This window comes from Streptomyces ardesiacus (assembly GCF_003112575.1).
GTDB lineage: Bacteria > Actinomycetota > Actinomycetes > Streptomycetales > Streptomycetaceae > Streptomyces > Streptomyces ardesiacus.
Genome location: NZ_BEWC01000016.1, coordinates 1 through 16,823 on the forward strand (window position 1 = coordinate 1; position 16,823 = coordinate 16,823).

General features: G+C 69.9%; 20 protein-coding genes. 12 read left to right on the top strand and 8 right to left on the bottom strand.

The window, feature by feature from the left end:
* Window positions 1-163: 163 nt before the first annotated feature.
* Entirely contained in the window at window positions 164-919 is a 756-nt protein-coding gene (locus tag Sdi02f_RS36025) for an RDD family protein (RefSeq protein WP_055467605.1), read from the top strand.
* Between the two features lie 50 nt (window positions 920-969).
* On the opposite strand, the gene Sdi02f_RS34915 is transcribed toward Sdi02f_RS36025, so the two are convergent.
* On the bottom strand, window positions 970-1,263 hold the full coding sequence (locus Sdi02f_RS34915; RefSeq protein ID WP_030402006.1) for a hypothetical protein: 294 nt from the start codon (window positions 1,261-1,263) through the stop codon (window positions 970-972).
* Between the two features lie 437 nt (window positions 1,264-1,700).
* Here Sdi02f_RS34915 and Sdi02f_RS34920 point away from each other — a divergent pair, with 437 nt between their 5' ends.
* Entirely contained in the window at window positions 1,701-4,046 is a 2,346-nt protein-coding gene (locus tag Sdi02f_RS34920) for an immune inhibitor A domain-containing protein (protein WP_108934751.1), read from the top strand.
* 146 nt (window positions 4,047-4,192) lie between these two features.
* Entirely contained in the window at window positions 4,193-4,537 is a 345-nt protein-coding gene (locus Sdi02f_RS34925; RefSeq protein ID WP_108934752.1) for a hypothetical protein, read from the top strand.
* Window positions 4,538-4,580: 43 nt separating this feature from the next.
* Here Sdi02f_RS34925 and Sdi02f_RS34930 read toward each other — a convergent pair whose 3' ends face one another.
* Together Sdi02f_RS34930 and Sdi02f_RS34935 are read right to left on the bottom strand one after the other, a co-directional pair.
* Window positions 4,581-5,168, bottom strand: coding sequence for a nicotinamidase (locus Sdi02f_RS34930; protein WP_030402003.1), 588 nt, complete (start codon window positions 5,166-5,168; stop codon window positions 4,581-4,583).
* Window positions 5,169-5,290: 122 nt separating this feature from the next.
* A complete protein-coding gene (locus Sdi02f_RS34935) occupies window positions 5,291-6,637 on the bottom strand; it encodes a nicotinate phosphoribosyltransferase (RefSeq protein ID WP_030402002.1) in 1,347 nt (448 codons plus the stop codon).
* A gap of 108 nt (window positions 6,638-6,745) precedes the next feature.
* Between Sdi02f_RS34935 and clpS the strand changes: the two genes are divergently transcribed.
* From clpS to Sdi02f_RS34970, 7 genes are all read left to right on the top strand, one after another.
* On the top strand, window positions 6,746-7,063 hold the full coding sequence (gene clpS, locus Sdi02f_RS34940) for an ATP-dependent Clp protease adapter ClpS (RefSeq protein ID WP_030402001.1): 318 nt from the start codon (window positions 6,746-6,748) through the stop codon (window positions 7,061-7,063).
* Window positions 7,064-7,104: 41 nt separating this feature from the next.
* A complete protein-coding gene (locus Sdi02f_RS34945; RefSeq protein ID WP_030402000.1) occupies window positions 7,105-7,713 on the top strand; it encodes a DUF2017 domain-containing protein in 609 nt (202 codons plus the stop codon).
* A 359-nt stretch (window positions 7,714-8,072) separates the two neighbouring features.
* The gene (locus Sdi02f_RS34950) at window positions 8,073-9,500 is read left to right on the top strand and encodes an amino acid permease (protein ID WP_030401999.1); all 1,428 of its coding nucleotides are present in this window, start codon (window positions 8,073-8,075) and stop codon (window positions 9,498-9,500) included.
* Window positions 9,501-9,571: 71 nt separating this feature from the next.
* A complete protein-coding gene (locus Sdi02f_RS34955) occupies window positions 9,572-9,994 on the top strand; it encodes a M67 family metallopeptidase (protein ID WP_030401998.1) in 423 nt (140 codons plus the stop codon).
* 79 nt (window positions 9,995-10,073) lie between these two features.
* Window positions 10,074-10,169 carry a putative leader peptide gene (locus Sdi02f_RS36930; RefSeq protein ID WP_309546867.1) on the top strand — a complete coding sequence of 32 codons (96 nt, stop codon included), beginning with the start codon at window positions 10,074-10,076 and terminating at the stop codon, window positions 10,167-10,169.
* A 101-nt stretch (window positions 10,170-10,270) separates the two neighbouring features.
* Window positions 10,271-10,549 carry a MoaD/ThiS family protein gene (locus Sdi02f_RS34965; protein ID WP_030401997.1) on the top strand — a complete coding sequence of 93 codons (279 nt, stop codon included), beginning with the start codon at window positions 10,271-10,273 and terminating at the stop codon, window positions 10,547-10,549.
* Between the two features lie 6 nt (window positions 10,550-10,555).
* On the top strand, window positions 10,556-11,506 hold the full coding sequence (locus tag Sdi02f_RS34970) for a PLP-dependent cysteine synthase family protein (protein ID WP_030401996.1): 951 nt from the start codon (window positions 10,556-10,558) through the stop codon (window positions 11,504-11,506).
* 107 nt (window positions 11,507-11,613) lie between these two features.
* Here Sdi02f_RS34970 and Sdi02f_RS34975 read toward each other — a convergent pair whose 3' ends face one another.
* A complete protein-coding gene (locus tag Sdi02f_RS34975) occupies window positions 11,614-11,772 on the bottom strand; it encodes a hypothetical protein (protein ID WP_037798375.1) in 159 nt (52 codons plus the stop codon).
* A 204-nt stretch (window positions 11,773-11,976) separates the two neighbouring features.
* Between Sdi02f_RS34975 and Sdi02f_RS34980 the strand changes: the two genes are divergently transcribed.
* On the top strand, window positions 11,977-12,729 hold the full coding sequence (locus Sdi02f_RS34980; RefSeq protein ID WP_108934753.1) for an MBL fold metallo-hydrolase: 753 nt from the start codon (window positions 11,977-11,979) through the stop codon (window positions 12,727-12,729).
* A gap of 79 nt (window positions 12,730-12,808) precedes the next feature.
* On the opposite strand, the gene Sdi02f_RS34985 is transcribed toward Sdi02f_RS34980, so the two are convergent.
* Together Sdi02f_RS34985 and Sdi02f_RS34990 are read right to left on the bottom strand one after the other, a co-directional pair.
* Window positions 12,809-14,059: a PTS transporter subunit EIIC gene (locus tag Sdi02f_RS34985; RefSeq protein ID WP_030401994.1), complete on the bottom strand. Its 1,251-nt coding sequence runs from the start codon at window positions 14,057-14,059 to the stop codon at window positions 12,809-12,811.
* Between the two features lie 227 nt (window positions 14,060-14,286).
* Entirely contained in the window at window positions 14,287-15,582 is a 1,296-nt protein-coding gene (locus Sdi02f_RS34990) for a PTS transporter subunit EIIC (protein ID WP_030401993.1), read from the bottom strand.
* A 159-nt stretch (window positions 15,583-15,741) separates the two neighbouring features.
* Here Sdi02f_RS34990 and Sdi02f_RS34995 point away from each other — a divergent pair, with 159 nt between their 5' ends.
* Window positions 15,742-15,975, top strand: a complete 234-nt coding sequence (locus Sdi02f_RS34995; protein WP_003975905.1) for a PTS sugar transporter subunit IIB — start codon at window positions 15,742-15,744, stop codon at window positions 15,973-15,975.
* Window positions 15,976-16,052: 77 nt separating this feature from the next.
* Here the strand turns inward: Sdi02f_RS34995 and Sdi02f_RS35000 are convergent, their stop codons facing one another.
* The gene (locus Sdi02f_RS35000; RefSeq protein ID WP_234328440.1) at window positions 16,053-16,412 is read right to left on the bottom strand and encodes a hypothetical protein; all 360 of its coding nucleotides are present in this window, start codon (window positions 16,410-16,412) and stop codon (window positions 16,053-16,055) included.
* A gap of 8 nt (window positions 16,413-16,420) precedes the next feature.
* Complete coding sequence (locus Sdi02f_RS35005) at window positions 16,421-16,786, bottom strand: hypothetical protein (protein WP_030401991.1); 366 nt, start codon at window positions 16,784-16,786, stop codon at window positions 16,421-16,423.
* Window positions 16,787-16,823: the final 37 nt, after the last annotated feature.

Here is a 16,823-nt window from a genome sequence, read left to right on the forward strand (position 1 = left end):
GGGGGGGGGGCTGGTCGCGCGGTTCTCCGCGCCCGAGGTATGTGCACGGGACGCCCCTGAAGGAGGCGCGGGGCCGTGCCGCATGCCTCCGAACGGCCCACCCCCGTCCACCGGACGGCCCTCGGCGGATGCGCCGTAAAGGAGTCCGGGTTCGACTCGGGGCATGAGCAGCGAACCGCCCCCCGGCGCCGGCGGGCAGCAGCCGCCGGACGACGACCCGCTGAGGAAGAACCCCTACGACAACCCGCCCCCGCCCCCCGGCGGAGGGGGGCCCTACGGCGGTGGTCCCCACGGCGCCCCTCCCCCCGGCGACGGCGGTCCCTACGGCGGTGGTCCCCACGGCGCCCCTCCCCCCGGCGGTGGCGGTCCCTACGGCGCCCCTCCCCCCGGCAGCGGTGGTCCCTACGGCGGTGGTCCGCCCGGTGGCGGTCCGTACGGCGGTGGCGGTTACCCCGCCGATCCGCTGGCCGGCATGCCCCCGCTCGCCGACAGCGGGCGGCGCACGCTCGCGCGGATCATCGACATGATCCTCGTGGGCATCGTGGTCTGGCTGCTCAGCTGGGCGTTCAACGTCCAGGAGTACCAGGTCAACGGGGACGAGATCTCCGTGGGGAAGTCCTTCGGGCAGTCCGTGATCGCCGCCGTGCTCTACATCGCCTACGACACCTACATGACCACGACCACGGGCCAGACCCTCGGCAAGAAGTGGCTCGGGATGCGGGTGGCCACCCTGGACAACGGAGCGACGCCCTCGGTGCAGACGTCGCTGATCCGGGCCCTGGTGCTGTGGATCCCGTTCGCCTTCTGCTGCGCCTGCGTGTGGACGATCATCGCGGGCGGCTGGAGCTTCTTCGACAAGCCCTACAAGCAGGGCCTGCACGACAAGGCGGCCAAGACGGTGGTGGTCAGCACCCGTTGACGGTCACGGACCCGGTGCCACGGTCGGCGGCACCGGGCCCCGCTTCCGTCTCAGGCGGCCCGCCCGCGCGTCGACTCGGCGGCTCCCGCGGAGACGCGGGCCGGGGCGGGAATCCGTACCGGCTCCCGGTCGGCCGCGAGCCCGCGGACCGGCGCGTCGGTGGCCGTACGGGTGCCGAGCAGCGGGACCGTCATGGCGACCAGCAGCCCGAGGGCGAGGGCCGCGACGGCGACGAGGGCGACTCCGGGACCCGAACTCGTCTGCGACAGCAACAGCATGGCGAGTGTCGAGAAGATCACGGTGCACGAACCGTAGGCGAACTGTGCGGCAGTCGGACGGGGCATGGCCATCGTGTCCTCGGAAGGCAGTCAGGGGGTGAGACGGGGCTGTCGGCCTGGCTTTCCGCCGGTCTCCGGGCGTTCCGCCAAGCGACTCTAACCCGCTGTGTGCCCGAGGGGAAACGGTAGTAAGCACGACCTAACCGGCACGGCCGATGCACGGGGGGCGCACGGATTCATGATGTCCGGGAAGCGGACGGTCCCGCGCGCCCGCCGGATCCGGCCGGGGCCCGTGCGAACCGGCGGAGGTCACGATCCGGTGTCCGCAAAGCGAACGGCCACTCCGCATAGTGCACTTGTTCTGCTCAAGTCAAGGTCTGTCTTTTCCGTCGAACCTCTAGTCAAATGTCGTCACTTGACTACACGCGTTGATCACGTGTGCGCGGACTTTGCTCTGTTCTTGTCCCCCCTTCCGCGCGCGTGGACGCGGGGGAGGAACTCAAGTGTCCAGTAGATCCTGGAAGTTCAGAACGGCGGCGACGACCGTCGCATTCGCCGCGGCGGCCGCCACGTTCTCCGCGGCGGGCGTGGCGCAGGCGGACTCGCCGTCCCGGCCGGAGGCCGTGAACCGCCACGACCCCAGCCCCGAGAAGACCACGCGCTCCCACGACCTCAAGGGCCCCCTGAGCGACACTCAGGCCGCCCAGCGTGAGGAGGCCCTGAACCAGGTCATATCCGGCAAGGCCTCGGTGAAGAAGAAGGACGGCTCCAACGTCGTCCAGCTCAAGAGCAAGAAGGGCGACGCCAAGTACGTCGAGCTGGGCCGGGAGAAGACCGACAAGATCTTCACCATCCTGGTCGAGTTCGGCGACAAGGTCGACAGCCGCTACGGCGGCACGCCCGGCCCGCTGCACAACGAGATCGCCAAGCCGAACCGCAAGAAGGACAACTCCACGGCCTGGCAGGAGGACTACGACCAGGAGCACTACCAGGACCTGTACTTCGGTTCCGGCAAGGGCGTCAACTCGGTCAAGACCTACTACGAGAAGCAGTCCTCCGGCCGCTACTCGGTCGACGGCGAGGTCTCCGACTGGGTCAAGGTCCCCTACAACGAGGCCCGGTACGGCTCCAACAAGTGCGACCCGGACAACTGCGCCTGGTACGCGGTGCAGGACGGCGTCACCGCCTGGGTCGCCGACCAGAAGGCGGCCGGCCGCACCGACGCCCAGATCAAGGCCCAGCTGGCCCAGTACGACCAGTGGGACCGCTACGACTACGACGGCGACGGCGACTTCAACGAGCCCGACGGCTACATCGACCACTTCCAGATCGTGCACGCCGGCGAGGACGAGTCCGCGGGCGGCGGCGCGCAGGGCGAGGACGCCATCTGGGCCCACCGCTGGTACGCCTTCGGCACCGACGCCGGCGCCACCGGCCCGGCCGGCAACAAGCTCGGCGGCACCCAGATCGGCGACACCGGCGTCTGGGTCGGCGACTACACCATCCAGCCGGAGAACGGCGGACTGGGCGTCTTCGCTCACGAGTACGGCCACGACCTCGGTCTGCCGGACCTCTACGACACCAACGGCGGCGACAACTCCACCGGCTTCTGGACGCTGATGTCGTCCGGCTCCTGGCTCGGCACCGGCCGCAACGAGATCGGCGACCTGCCCGGCGACATGAACGCCTGGGACAAGCTCCAGCTCGGCTGGCTGAACTACGACACCGCCAAGGCGGGCGTCAGTTCCTGGCACAAGCTGGGCCTGGCCGAGTACAACACCAAGCACAAGCAGGGCCTGGTCGTCGAGCTGCCGAAGAAGGCGGTCACCACCGAGATCGTTCCCCCCGCCCAGGGCGAGACCCAGTGGTGGAGCGGCAGCGGCAACGACCTCAAGAACACCCTGACCCGCAGCGTCGACCTCACCGGAAAGTCGTCCGCCTCCCTCACCCTGGACGGCTGGTACGACATCGAGGCCAACTACGACTTCCTCTACACCGAGGTGTCCACCGACGGCGGCGCCAACTGGACCGCGGTCGACGGCACGTTCGACGGCCGTCCGATCCAGCGCGACGGCAGCGACAAGCCCGCCCTGAGCGCCTCCGTGGACGCCTACGGCAAGCTGGTCTACCCGCTGGACGCCTACGCCGGCCAGAAGATCGACCTGCGTTTCCGCTACCAGACCGACGGCGGTCTGGCCATGAAGGGCTTCGCCGCGGACCAGATCGCGGTGACGGCCGACGGCGAGACGCTCTTCTCCGACGACGCGGAGACCGAGGACGCCGCGTGGACGGCGGACGGCTTCACCCGCAAGGGCGCGTCCTTCACCAAGGACTACGCGCAGTACTACATCGCCGAGAACCGGCAGTACGAGTCGTTCGACAAGACGCTGGAGACCGGCCCGTACAACTTCGGCTTCACGGAGCGCCCGGACTGGGTCGAGCACTACGCGTACCAGAACGGCCTGCTGATCTGGAAGTGGGACACCTCCCAGGCGGACAACAACACCAGCCAGCACCCGGGCAAGGGCCTGGTCCTGCCGATCGACTCGCACCCGACCGCGCTGAAGTGGAAGGACGGCACGCTCATGCGCAACCGCATGCAGGCGTACGACTCGCCGTTCAGCCTCTACCGCACGGACGGCATGACGCTGCACAAGGCGGACGTCGCGAAGTACGTCCCGGGCTCCAAGGGCGTCTCGGTCTTCAACGACCGCAAGGACGACTACTGGGACCCGGCGAACCCGACCGGCGGTGTCCAGATCACTGACACCAACACGAAGATCAAGATCCTCAAGGAGGCCAAGAACGGCTCGACGATCGAGCTCGAGGTCGGCCCCGCGGGCAGGTAAATAGCATCTGCCCAGGTCAGAGCATGATCGGCGGTGACCCCCTGGCGGGTCGCCGCCGATCCGTGTTTAGGTGCGTCCTGTGGTTCTCTTATTGACACCGGGTCCGGCAACCGGACCGGCCCAGGCTGACTCGGGGGTATGACCGCATGGCCGCAGGAGGCTTCTGCAAGCTGCCGAACGGCACGGTGGTGGTGGCACTGAACCTGCCCAGCCCCGCCGGCCGGGAGCCCGGGGGAGTGCGCTTCCTCGTCCACGCCCAGAACCGGGCGCGCGCCCTGACCAGGCTGCGCAACCTCGGGCTGCGCAGCGTCTACCTGCGGGGCAACGCGGCCCCGCCGACCCCGGACGAGGTCACCGCGGTCCTGCACCACCCGGACGGCCTGATATGGCGTACGGCACCGGTGGCCGGGGCCGTGGGCGGCCCGGAGCCGGTCCAGGAGCTGTGGCACCCGATCAGGGCCCTGCTCAGACGCCCGACCGCCCAGACCTAGGAGGCCGGCCCCGGGGGCGGACCCAGGGGGCCGTCCCCTGCTGCTACTGCACGACCGGCTTCCCAGACAGCTCCACGCCCGCCTCCCGCAGTTCCTCCAGGGCCCGCTCGGTGGTCTCCACGGCCACCCCGGCGGTCAGGTCGAGCAGCACCTGCGTACGGAAGCCCTCGCGGGCGGCGTCCAGGGCGGTGGCCCGGACGCAGTGGTCGGTGGCGATGCCCACGACGTCGACCTCGTCGATCTCCCGCTCCCGCAGCCACGCGGCGAGGCCGGTGCCGTTCTCGTCGGCGCCCTCGAAGCCGCTGTAGGCGGCGGCGTACTCCCCCTTGTCGAAGACGGCGTCTATCGCGCCGGAGGCGACGGCCGGGGCGAAGTTCGGGTGGAAGCCGACCCCCTCGGTACCGGCGACGCAGTGCGCCGGCCAGGAGTGGACGTAGTCCGGGTTGTCGGCGAAGTGGCCGCCCGGGGCGACGTGGTGGTCGCGGGTGGCCACCACGTGGCGGTAGCCGGCGGGCGCCTGCCCGATCAGCTCGGTGATGGCGGCGGCCACGTCGGCACCGCCGGACACCGCGAGGCTGCCCCCCTCGCAGAAGTCGTTCTGCACGTCTACGACGATCAAGGCGCGGCGCATGGTCGGTGTCCTTCGACTGGGTCGACTGGTGGGGTCGGTGCGGAGCGGTGCGGTGCGGTGCGGGCGGGCTGGTTCGTCGGGGTCCACGGGGCTGATTCGGCCCTTGTGGGGCCGCACCAGCTTTAGCTACCCGAGCCCCCGTGCGCGTACTCCGTCGGAATGACGGGTTCCCCTCGGGAGAGCTGGGTGGCGGACAGCGGCAGGTTGGCGCGGGCCGCCGCGTGGCGGTCCCGGGCGGCGTCCAGCGGCTCGCGCGCGACGACCTCACCGCCCTTGACCAGCTCGACCAGGAGCTGCCGGTCGGCCAGCTCGTCGGGGACCGGACCGGTGCCGACCACCTCGGCCTCGGCGTGCCCGTCGGCTGCCAGGCGCCGGGCGGCCCACTTGCGACCGCCGACCGAGGTCTTGCCGCCGGTGGACTTCTTGGCCACCGGCACCAGCGGCGCCCCCTCCTCGCCGGACTCGGCGCGGGCGACCAGCTTGTAGACCATCGAGGCCGTCGGGTGCCCGGAGCCGGTCACCAGCTGGGTGCCGACGCCGTACGCGTCCACGGGCGCCGCCGCCAGCGAGGCGATGGCGTACTCGTCCAGGTCCGAGGTCACCACGATCTTCGTGTCGGTGGCGCCCAGCTCGTCGAGCTGCTGGCGCACCCGGTGGGCGACGAGCAGCAGGTCGCCGGAGTCGATGCGCACGGCGCCCAGCTCGGGCCCGGCGACCTCCACGGCCGTGCGGACGGCCTCGGCGACGTCGTAGGTGTCCACCAGGAGCGTGGTGTCCCGGCCCAGGGAGTCCACCTGGGCGCGGAAGGCGTCGCGCTCGTTGTCGTGCAGCAGGGTGAAGGCGTGGGCGGAGGTGCCGACGGTGGGGATGTTGTAGCGGAAGCCGGCGGCCAGGTCGGAGGTGGTCGCGAAGCCGCCGACGTAGGCCGAGCGGGCGGCGGCGACGGCAGCCAGCTCGTGGGTGCGGCGGGCGCCCATCTCGATCAGCGGGCGCTCCCCGGCCGCGGACGACATGCGGGAGGCGGCGGCCGCGATCGCCGAGTCGTGGTTGAGGATGGAGAGGATCACCGTCTCCAGCAGCACGCACTCGCCGAAGGTGCCCTCGACCCGCATGATCGGCGACCCGGGGAAGTACACCTCGCCCTCGGGATAGCCCCAGATGTCCCCGCCGAACCGGTACTGCGCCAGCCAGTCCAGGGTCTCCTCGTCGACGATGTCCCGCTCGCGCAGGAAGCGCAGCACGTCCGCGTCGAAGCGGAAGTTCTCCACCGCGTCCAGCACCCGCCCGGTGCCCGCCACGACGCCGTAGCGGCGGCCGTCCGGCAGCCGCCGGGTGAAGACCTCGAACACGCTCCGGCGCCCGGCCGTACCGGCCTTCAGGGCGGCTCGGAGCATGGTCAGCTCGTACTGGTCCGTGAAGAGCGCCGTCGAGGGGACGTCCACCGGCAGCCCAAGGTCCGCTGTGTTCATACGACGGATCGTACCCCCATTTCGTCACTCTGACGATTTCGGGGCCGCCGGGTTCGCGTGGCGCCCGCCACAGGCCCGTTTGTGCGGGTGCCCCCCTGTGGTGGCAGCATGGGCACTGTGACGGCAGCCGCACCCATGGAGATCGAGAAGACCGAGTCGGCGGAGGAGGTCTTCGCCGTACCCGAGCCCGACGTGCCCTGGGTGACGATCGTGCACAACGACCCCGTCAACCTCATGAGCTACGTGACCTACGTCTTCCAGACGTACTTCGGCTACTCCAAGGACAAGGCCACCAAACTCATGATGGACGTCCACCACAAGGGCCGGGCGGTCGTCTCCAGCGGCAGCCGGGAGGAGATGGAACGGGACGTGCAGGCCATGCACGGCTACGGTCTGTGGGCCACCCTCCAGCAGGACCGGAAATGACCCACGCCCGCCCGCAGGACGGAAGTAGCTGAATCGCCTTCATGCCCGGACAATTCGAACCGCTCCCCGGCGGCGGCGCGGCCGTCGCCCTCGACGACGTCGAGATCTCCATCATCCGCTCCCTGGCCGTGCAGCTCCTGGAGCTGATCGGGCCCGGCCCCGCCGAGGACGCCTCCGACGACCCGCTCGCCGAGCTGTTCGCCGAGGGCCCGAGCGAGCCGCCCTCCGACCCGGTGCTGCGCCGCCTGTTCCCGGACGCCTACGGCGACCCCGAGGGCACCCCGCAGGCCCGGGAGGCCGAGGAGCAGCGGGCGCACTCCGCGGAGTTCCGCCGCTACACCGAGAACGACCTGCGGGCCGGCAAGCGGGAGAGCGCCCTCGCGGTGATCCGCGCCCTGGACGCCGTGGCCGCGCAGTCCGCGGGCGGGGGCGGGGCGGTGCTGAAGCTGTCGGCGGAGGAGTCCCGGCAGTGGCTCGGCGCCCTGAACGACCTGCGCCTGGCGATCGGCGCCCGGCTCGAGATCGCCGACGAGGACGACACCGACCTGCTCTACCGGCTCCCGGACGAGGACCCGCGCAAGCCGATGGTGATGGCCTACCTGTGGCTCGGCGGGCTCCAGGAGTCGCTCGTCGTGACGCTTATGCCCTGAACCGGGCGAATTCGCCACGCTCCGTAGTCGTGTGTCCGCTCAGCGGAGCCTCAAATCCGGATAACGATCCCGTCAAAGGTGCGCCTCTTTTGCTCGAAAGGGGCGCCCTTTGTCCGCTTCTCCCTGTGGGACACATCACTCTCCGCCCCTGTGATCGGGGTCGCCGTCGTGGTAAATCTTCACGACCGCCCGGCGAACACCACCCGAATGTTCGGCCGGGTGCGCCACCGAGCCGGCAGACCGCCGGCCAGGCACCGAGCGGGATGTGAGGCCCGCTCAGCTCCATCATCCGGGGGGATCGAGACCCGATCCGCGGCCGAGTCAAGGTCCGGGTCGGCATGGAGAAAGGCGCACCACACATGACCTCTGCGCAGGTCGACACGGACAAGGCCCCCGAAGAGGGCTACGAGCGCGGTCTCAACAGCCGCCAGGTCCAGATGATCGCGATCGGCGGCGCCATCGGCGTCGGCCTCTTCCTGGGCGCCGGGGCCAACATCGCCAAGGCCGGCCCCAGCATCATCCTCATGTACGCCCTCGCGGGTGTGATCATCTTCTTCATCATGCGGGCGCTCGGCGAGCTGCTCCTCTACCGTCCCGTCTCCGGCTCCTTCGCCGAGTACTCGCGCGAGTTCCTCGGCCCCTTCTTCGGTTACTTCACCGGCTGGACGTACTGGCTGATGTGGGTGGTCACCGGCATGGCGGAACTCACCGCCGCCGCCATCTACATCCACTACTGGTTCCCGGACATCCCGCAATGGGTCTCGGCCCTGGTCTTCCTGGTGCTGCTGTTCGTGGCCAACCTGATCTCGGTGAAGCTGTTCGGCGAGATCGAGTTCTGGTTCTCGATGGTCAAGGTCACCGCCATCATCGGCATGATCGTGATCGGCATCGGCGTCATCACCTTCGGCTTCAGCCAGGCCGGCGACACCGCCGCCGTCTCCAACCTGTGGGAGTTCGACGGCTTCTTCCCCAAGGGCATCGGCTCGTCCCTGATGACCCTCCAGGGCGTCATGTTCGCCTACCTCGCCGTCGAGCTGGTCGGCGTCACCGCCGGTGAGTCCGAGAACCCGGAGAAGACCCTCCCCAAGGCGATCAACACCCTGCCCTGGCGCATCGCCCTCTTCTACGTGGGCGCCCTCACCGTCATCCTGGCCGTGGTCAAGTGGACCGAGTTCGCCGAGGGCGTCAGCCCCTTCGTGGAGGCCTTCGCGGTCATCGGCATCCCGGCCGGCGCCGGCATCGTCAACTTCGTGGTGCTCACCGCCGCCCTGTCCTCCTGCAACTCCGGCATGTACTCCACGGGCCGCATGCTGCGCACCCTCGCGGACAACGGCGAGGCCCCCAAGGTCTTCAACCGGCTGTCCTCGACCAAGACCCCGGCCATCGGCATCTCCGTCTCGGTCGTCTTCATGGCCATCGGCGTGGTCCTCAACTACCTCGTCCCGGAGAAGGCCTTCGGCTACGTCACCTCCGTCGCCACCGCCGCCGGCATCTGGACCTGGCTGATGATCCTGATCAGCCACGTGCTCTACCGCCGCAAGGTCGTCGCGGGCCGCCTGCCCGCCTCCTCCTTCCCGGCGCCCGGCGGGTCGGTGTGCTCCTACGTCGCCATCGCCTTCCTGCTCTTCGTCACCTGCCTGATCGCCTACGACGCGGACGCCCGCGTCTGCCTGTACGTGATGGCGGGCTGGGCCGTCGCCCTCGGCATCGGCTGGGCCGTGCTCAGGAGCCGCAACCCGCAGATCACCGAGCGGCCGGGCGAGCCGGAGTTCGAGAAGATCGGCTGACGCCGTCCGGTATATGGGCCCCTCCGTACCACCCACCGGTACGGAGGGGCCCGTCTGCTTATCCTGGCCGCATGCTGACCATCACACAGGCCCTGTACGACCAGATCGTCGCCCACGCGCGCGCCGACCACCCCGACGAGGCGTGCGGCGTGGTGGCCGGTCCCGTCGGCGAGGGCCGCCCCGAGCGGTTCATCCCCATGCTCAACGCCGCCCGCTCGCCCACCTTCTACGAGTTCGACTCGCACGACCTCCTCAAGCTCTACCGCGAGATGGACGACCGCGACGAGGAGCCGGTGGTCATCTACCACTCCCACACCGCCACCGAGGCCCACCCCTCCCGCACCGACATCACCTACGCCAACGAGCCCGGCGCCCACTACGTCCTCGTCTCCACCGCGGACACCGACGGCGTCGGCGAGTTCCAGTTCCGCTCGTTCCGCATCGTGGAGGGCGAGGTCACGGAGGAGGAGGTCAAGGTCGTCGAGGCCTACTGATCTCACGCACCGGACGGAAAAGGTCCATCAGGTGAGATCACACTCCGGAAGCCGGACCGGGAATCGATACGATGAGCCCATGGTTCTTCTCGACGTGAGCGAAAAGGCGCCGGGCACGCTGCTCGTGGCGCGGTTGCACGTCGACCTGTGCAGGCTGAAAAGCGCCATCTGTTGATCCTGGCCGCCGCCGTACGGCCGTGAGCCGCGGCGTGCGTGCCGACGTGTGCCGCCGCGCCCTACGAACCCACGACCACCTTCCGACAGGAGCACTCAGCCATGGCCATCGAGGTCCGCATCCCGACCATCCTCCGCCAGTACACCGACGGCCAGAAGGCGGTGGAGGGCAACGGGGACACCCTCGCCAAGCTCTTCGCCGACCTCGAGACCCGGCACGCGGGCATCCAGGCCCGCATCGTCGACGGCGAGCAGCTCCGCCGCTTCGTCAACGTCTACCTGAACGACGAGGACGTCCGCTTCCTCGACGGCATCGAGACCAAGCTGTCCGACGGCGACAGCATCACGATCCTGCCGGCCGTGGCCGGCGGCATGGCCTGATCGCCGATGCGCTACGACTCTCCGCTGGCCGCGGTGGGCAACACCCCTCTGGTGCGCCTGCCGCGGCTGTCGCCGTCCGACGACGTCCGCATCTGGGCCAAGCTGGAGGACCGCAACCCGACCGGCTCGATCAAGGACCGCCCCGCGCTCCACATGATCGAGCAGGCCGAGAAGGACGGCCGCCTGACCAAGGGCTGCACGATCCTTGAGCCCACCAGCGGCAACACCGGCATCTCGCTGGCCATGGCCGCCAGACTCAAGGGCTACCGGATCGTCTGCGTGATGCCCGAGAACACCTCCCAGGAACGCCGGGACCTGCTCGCCATGTGGGGCGCGGAGATCATCTCCTCCCCGGCCGCGGGAGGCTCCAACACCGCCGTGCGGGTCGCCAAGGAACTCTCCGCCGAGCACCCGGACTGGGTCATGCTCTACCAGTACGGCAACCCGGACAACGCCGGCGCCCACTACGCCGGCACCGGCCCCGAGATCCTCGCCGACCTCCCCTCGGTCACCCACTTCGTGGCCGGGCTCGGCACCACCGGCACCCTGATGGGCGTCGGCCGCTACCTGCGCGAGCACAAGCCCGACGTGAAGATCGTCGCCGCCGAACCGCGCTACGACGACCTCGTGTACGGCCTGCGCAACCTCGACGAGGGCTTCGTGCCCGAGCTGTACGACGCCTCCGTGCTCACCACCCGCTTCTCCGTGGGCTCCGCCGACGCGGTCACCCGCACCCGGGAACTGCTCCAGCAGGAGGGCATCTTCGCGGGCGTCTCCACCGGCGCCGCCCTGCACGCCGCTATCGGCGTCGGCAAGAAGGCGGTCAAGGCCGGCGAGAGCGCGGACATCGTCTTCGTCGTCGCCGACGGCGGCTGGAAGTACCTGTCGACCGGCGTCTACACCGCCGAGACGACCGAGGCCGCCATCGAAACCCTCCACGGCCAGCTCTGGGCCTGACGGTTCTCCCCGCGCCCCCGCCAGGGGGCGCGGCACACCGCGCGAACCACCCCGGCACATCCCTCCCGCGTCCCGCGAGGGCAGCCGGGGTTTTCGCGTGCCGCGCGTCAGTCCCCGGGCCCGCGCCAGTCCCCGGGCCCGCGCCGGTCACGGGGCCGCCGCCCCCGGCCGCGGGGCTTTCGCCCCCGGCCCCAGCCGTCGACGACCGTGGCGACGAGCGCGAGCAGCACCACCGCCGCGAAGACGAGCCACCAGGACGTGTCCATACCGACGACCGTACCGGCGTACGCCACCGGCGCGCGCCCCTTCGGCGGCCCCGCGCGCCCCACGTCCAGCCGAACCGGTGATCCCACAGGTGAGTTCGCCCACAACGGCCCCTGGCGGAGGAGCGACCACAGGTTTTGCGCCTTACGCTCGACAAACCGCACGACCCCCGTCTCTCCACACCCGCCAGCGGAGGTTTCTGCTTCATGAAGCTCACCGTCGTCGGCTGCTCGGGGTCGTTCCCGTCCGCGGAATCGGCCTGCTCGAGCTACCTCGTCGAGGCCGACGGCTTCCGGCTGCTCCTCGACATGGGCAACGGCGCCCTCGGCGAGTTGCAGCGCCACTGCGGTCTCTACGACCTCGACGCGATCTTCCTCAGCCATCTGCACGCCGACCACTGCATCGACATGTGCGCCTACTTCGTGGCGCGCTACTACCGGTACGACGGCGGCCGCTGCGCCCCCATCCCGGTCTACGGACCCGAGGGCACCGAGCACCGGCTGACCACCGCCTACGCCGACACCCCCTCCGCCTCCTCCATGAGCGAGGTGTTCGACTTCCACACGGTCAAGCCGTCCACCTTCGAGGTCGGCCCGTTCACCGTGCACACCGAGCGCGTCGCCCACCCCGTGGAGGCCTACGCCGTCCGCGTCGAGCACGGCGGCCGCTCACTGACGTACTCCGGCGACACGGGCGCCACCCCCGTGCTGGACGAACTCGCCCGCGACACCGACCTGTTCCTGTGCGAGGCCGCCTTCACGCACGGCAAGGAGAACATCCCCGACCTCCACCTCAACGGACGCGAGGCCGGCGAGAGCGCCGCCCGGGCCGGTGCCCGGCGCCTGGTGCTCACCCACATCCCCCCGTGGACCGACCCCGAGGTCAACCGCGCCGACGCACGCGAGGTCTACGACGGGCCCGTGGACGTCGCCGCGGCGGGCGCGGTGTACGAGATCTGAGCCCGGGAGCCCCGGACACGGGGAAGGCCCCGGAACCCTCGCGGTTCCGGGGCCTTCCGCACGTCGGGCGGCCGGGGGCTCACGCCTTGGTGAGGTCCTCGATCTCCTCCTCGGGCTCGCGGCCCGGGGTCTTCAGGTTGAACTTGACGATCGCGAAACGGAACGTCACGTAGTAGATCGCCGCGAACACCAGGCCGATCGGGATGATCAGCCATGGCTTGGTGGCCAGGTGCCAGTTCAGGGCGTAGTCGATGAAACCGGCCGAGAAGTTGAAGCCGGCGTGCACACCCAGGCCCCACGTCACCGCCATCGAGACGGCGGTCAGCACCGCGTGCAGCACGTACAGGACCGGCGCGATGAACATGAACGAGAACTCGATCGGCTCGGTCACACCGGTGACGAACGAGGTCGCGGCCAGCGAGACCATCATGCCCATCACGGCCTTGCGGCGCTCGGGGCGGGCGCAGTGCGCGATGGCGATGGCGGCGGCCGGCAGGCCGAACATCATGATCGGGAAGAAGCCGGACTGGAAGATGCCCGCGTCGGGGTCACCGGCGAGGAAGCGGGTGATGTCACCGTGCACGACGTCGCCCGCGGCGTTGGTGAAGTCACCGAGCTGGAACCAGGCCACCGTGTTCACGAACTGGTGCATGCCGACCGGGATCAGCGCGCGGTTCACGCCGCCGAACAGGGCCGCACCACCGGCGCCGAGGCCGGTCATCCACTCGCCGAAGTTCGAGATGCCGTCGCCGATGGGCTCCCAGACCAGACCGAAGAAGACACCGACGACGATGCCGACGAACGCCATGATGATCGGCACGAGGCGACGGCCGTTGAAGAAGCCGAGCCAGTCCACCAGCTTCTTGCGGTGGTACCGCTGCCACAGCACGGCGGCCAGCAGACCCATGATGATGCCGCCGAGCACACCCGGGTCGTTGTACGTCGCGGCGACGTCCTCGCCCTGCTTGACCACCGCCTCGGTGACCGGGAAGGCCTCCAGGACCTTGCTGTAGACGAGGAAGCCGACCACCGCGGCCAGTGCCGTCGAGCCATCGGCCTTCTTGGCGAAGCCGATGGCCACGCCTATGCAGAACAGGATCGGCAGCGAACCGGTGAGGGCACCGCCCGCGTTGTTGAAGACCGCGGCGACCTTGTCCCAGCCGAGGCCGTCCTTGCCGAAGATGTCGTCCTGGCCGAGCCGGACCATGATGCCCGCCGCCGGCAGCACGGCGATCGGGAGCTGGAGGCTGCGTCCTACCTTCTGCAGCCCCTGGAAAAGACCGGATCCCCGCTTCTTTGCGGGGGCCGCCGTGTCGGTGGCGGTGCTCATGCTTCCTCCATCGGGTGGTGGTCTACACCACTCAGTGGTGTAGACCTGTTGTAGCACGATGAAGGCCGCGTAAGGAACCCGTGATTCCGCGACCGCGGCGCTACGCGCAGTACCCGGCCAAGTCCCCTGATCACAGGCGCGGGAGGGCGCGGAGAAGGCCCCCGGACCGACGGTCCGGGGGCCTTCGCGAGACCACCCTCAAAGGGTACGTGAGGAACGGAAGAGGTCTACACCTTGGTGACGTCCTCCACCTCGTCCGAGGGCTCCCGGCCCGGAGTCTTCAGATCGAACTTCGTGATCGCGAACCGGAAAACCGCGTAGTAGACCGCCGCGAAGCACAGCCCGATCGGAATGATCAGCCACGGCTTCGTCGCCAGGTTCCAGTTGATGACGTAGTCGATCAGCCCCGCCGAGAAGCTGAACCCGTCCTTCACCCCCAGCGCCCACGACACGGCCATCGACACCCCCGTCAGCACCGCGTGCGCCGCGTACAGAAGGGGAGCGACGAACATGAACGAGTACTCCAGCGGCTCCGTGATCCCCGTCACGAACGACGTCAGCCCCACCGACAGCATCAGTCCGCCGACCTCCTTGCGCCGGTCCGGCCTCGCGCAGTGCGTGATCGCCAGGGCCGCCGCCGGCAACGCGAACATCATGATCGGGAAGAAGCCGGTCGTGAACTGGCCCGCGTTCGGATCGCCCGCCAGGAACATGTTGATGTCGCCGTGCACCACCGTGCCGTCCGGTTTCGTGTACGAACCGAACTGGAACCACATCGGCACGTTCAGGAACTGATGCAGACCGATCACCAGCAGCGCCCGGTTCGTCAGCCCGAACATCCCCGAACCCCATGCGCCGATCCCCGTCAACCAGTTGCTGAAACTCTCCAGCGCGTCACCGATCGGCGGCCACACCCACAGGCACAGCGCGGCGAACACGATCGCCACGAACGCCATGACGATCGGGACCAGCCGGCGCCCGTTGAAGAAGCCCAGCCAGTCCACCAGCTTCGTCCGGTGGAACCGCTGCCAGAAGTACGCCGTCAGCAGCCCCATCACGATGCCGCCGAAGACCCCCGGGTTCTGGAAGGCGAACGCCGTCACCTCGCCGTCGCCGCCGGTCGGCTGGCACCCGACCTGCGCCACCGCCTTCGACCCCTCCGGACAGTCCTCCGGGAACTGCCGCAGCACGTTGTAGTAGACGAGGAACCCCGCCACCGCGGCCAGCGCCGTCGAACCGTCGGCCTTCTTCGCCATCCCGATGGCCACACCCACGCAGAACAGCAGCGGCAGCCCCAGCGACCCGTCGAGCAGCGCACCGCCCGCACCCGTCATCACCTTCGAGACGTTCGACCAGCCCAGACCGTCGTTCCCGAACACGTCCGGCTGACCCAGCCGGTTGAGAATGCCGGCGGCGGGCAGGACCGCGATGGGCAGTTGGAGACTGCGGCCCATCTTCTGCAGCCCCTGGAACGCCTTGTTCCAGCGGACGCGGGCGGGACTGACCGTGCTGTCGGCACTCATCCGGTCTCCGTTCGGTCGCCGGTACACTGGTGTAGACCAGTAGACGGACGGCTCAGCCGTCGTGACCGCCATCATTCGGTACCCACCGCATGACCGCTCGCGAAGATGGGCCAACTGTGGGTTACTGCGACAAAGCGGCTCGGATCAGGGAGAACGAACATGGCCAGCAAGGCTGAGAAGATCGTCGCCGGCCTCGGCGGCATCGACAACATCGACGAGATCGAAGGCTGCATCACCCGACTCCGCACCGAGGTCAACGACCCGGCCCTGGTCAACGAAGCCGCCCTCAAGGCCGCCGGCGCCCACGGCGTCGTCAAGATGGGCACCGCCATCCAGGTCGTCATCGGCACCGACGCCGACCCGATCGCGGCGGAGATCGAAGACATGATGTGAGCCACCGGATTCGACCGGGCTCACCGGCAAGGGGCCGCTCCCGCACGGGAGGGGCCCCTTCGTCGTGGGCGCCCGCCTCACGGACGCCGTCGAACCGCCGGGTCCCCTCCGGCCCGCCCGGTCACCCGGTCCACCAGGGCGAAGACGGCCAGAGCGGCCGTCGACGCGGCCCCCGTGGCCACGGCGTCCGCCCCGTACCGGCCCAGCTCCGGCCGCAGCACGTCCACGAGCCCGAACAGCACGACGGACCCGACGACGCCCGCCGCGACAGCCGCCCGCCAGCAGCGGTGATACACGAAGAACCATCGCCCCAGGCCCGCGCAGATCAGCGGTGCCGGGGACAGCTCCGGCCGATCGAGGACGGCGAGCACCCCGTACCCGGCACCGCTGACCGCCCAGCACACGGCGCCGGCCCGCGCCGCCCCGCGCCAGGACACGGGCCGCCTCACCCGCGCCGCCCGTGCCGCCCGCCGGCGACGCCTCCGGCCCGGACGCGGGCCCGCCGCTCGGAGACCCCCGCCGCGGCCACCGAGAAGAGCAGCAGCGGACCGGCGACCCAGTGCAGCAGGGTCATCGGCCAGGCCGGCGCCGCGCCGACCAGCAGAGCCGTCATCCTGACGGCCATACACACACCCAGCAGCACATAAGCGATCCCCCAGACGCGGACCACCCACACCGGACCCGTGATCGGCTGCGGCGGCCGGCCCGGCCGCAGGACGGCCAGCCCGCCCCACCCCGCGCAACCGACTGCCAGGACGGCCACGAACACCGCCCCCGCCGTGTCCAGCGCATCGGTCTCGATCCCGGGCATGCGCGCCGCACTCTCCCCACGTCATGCGGCCCCCACA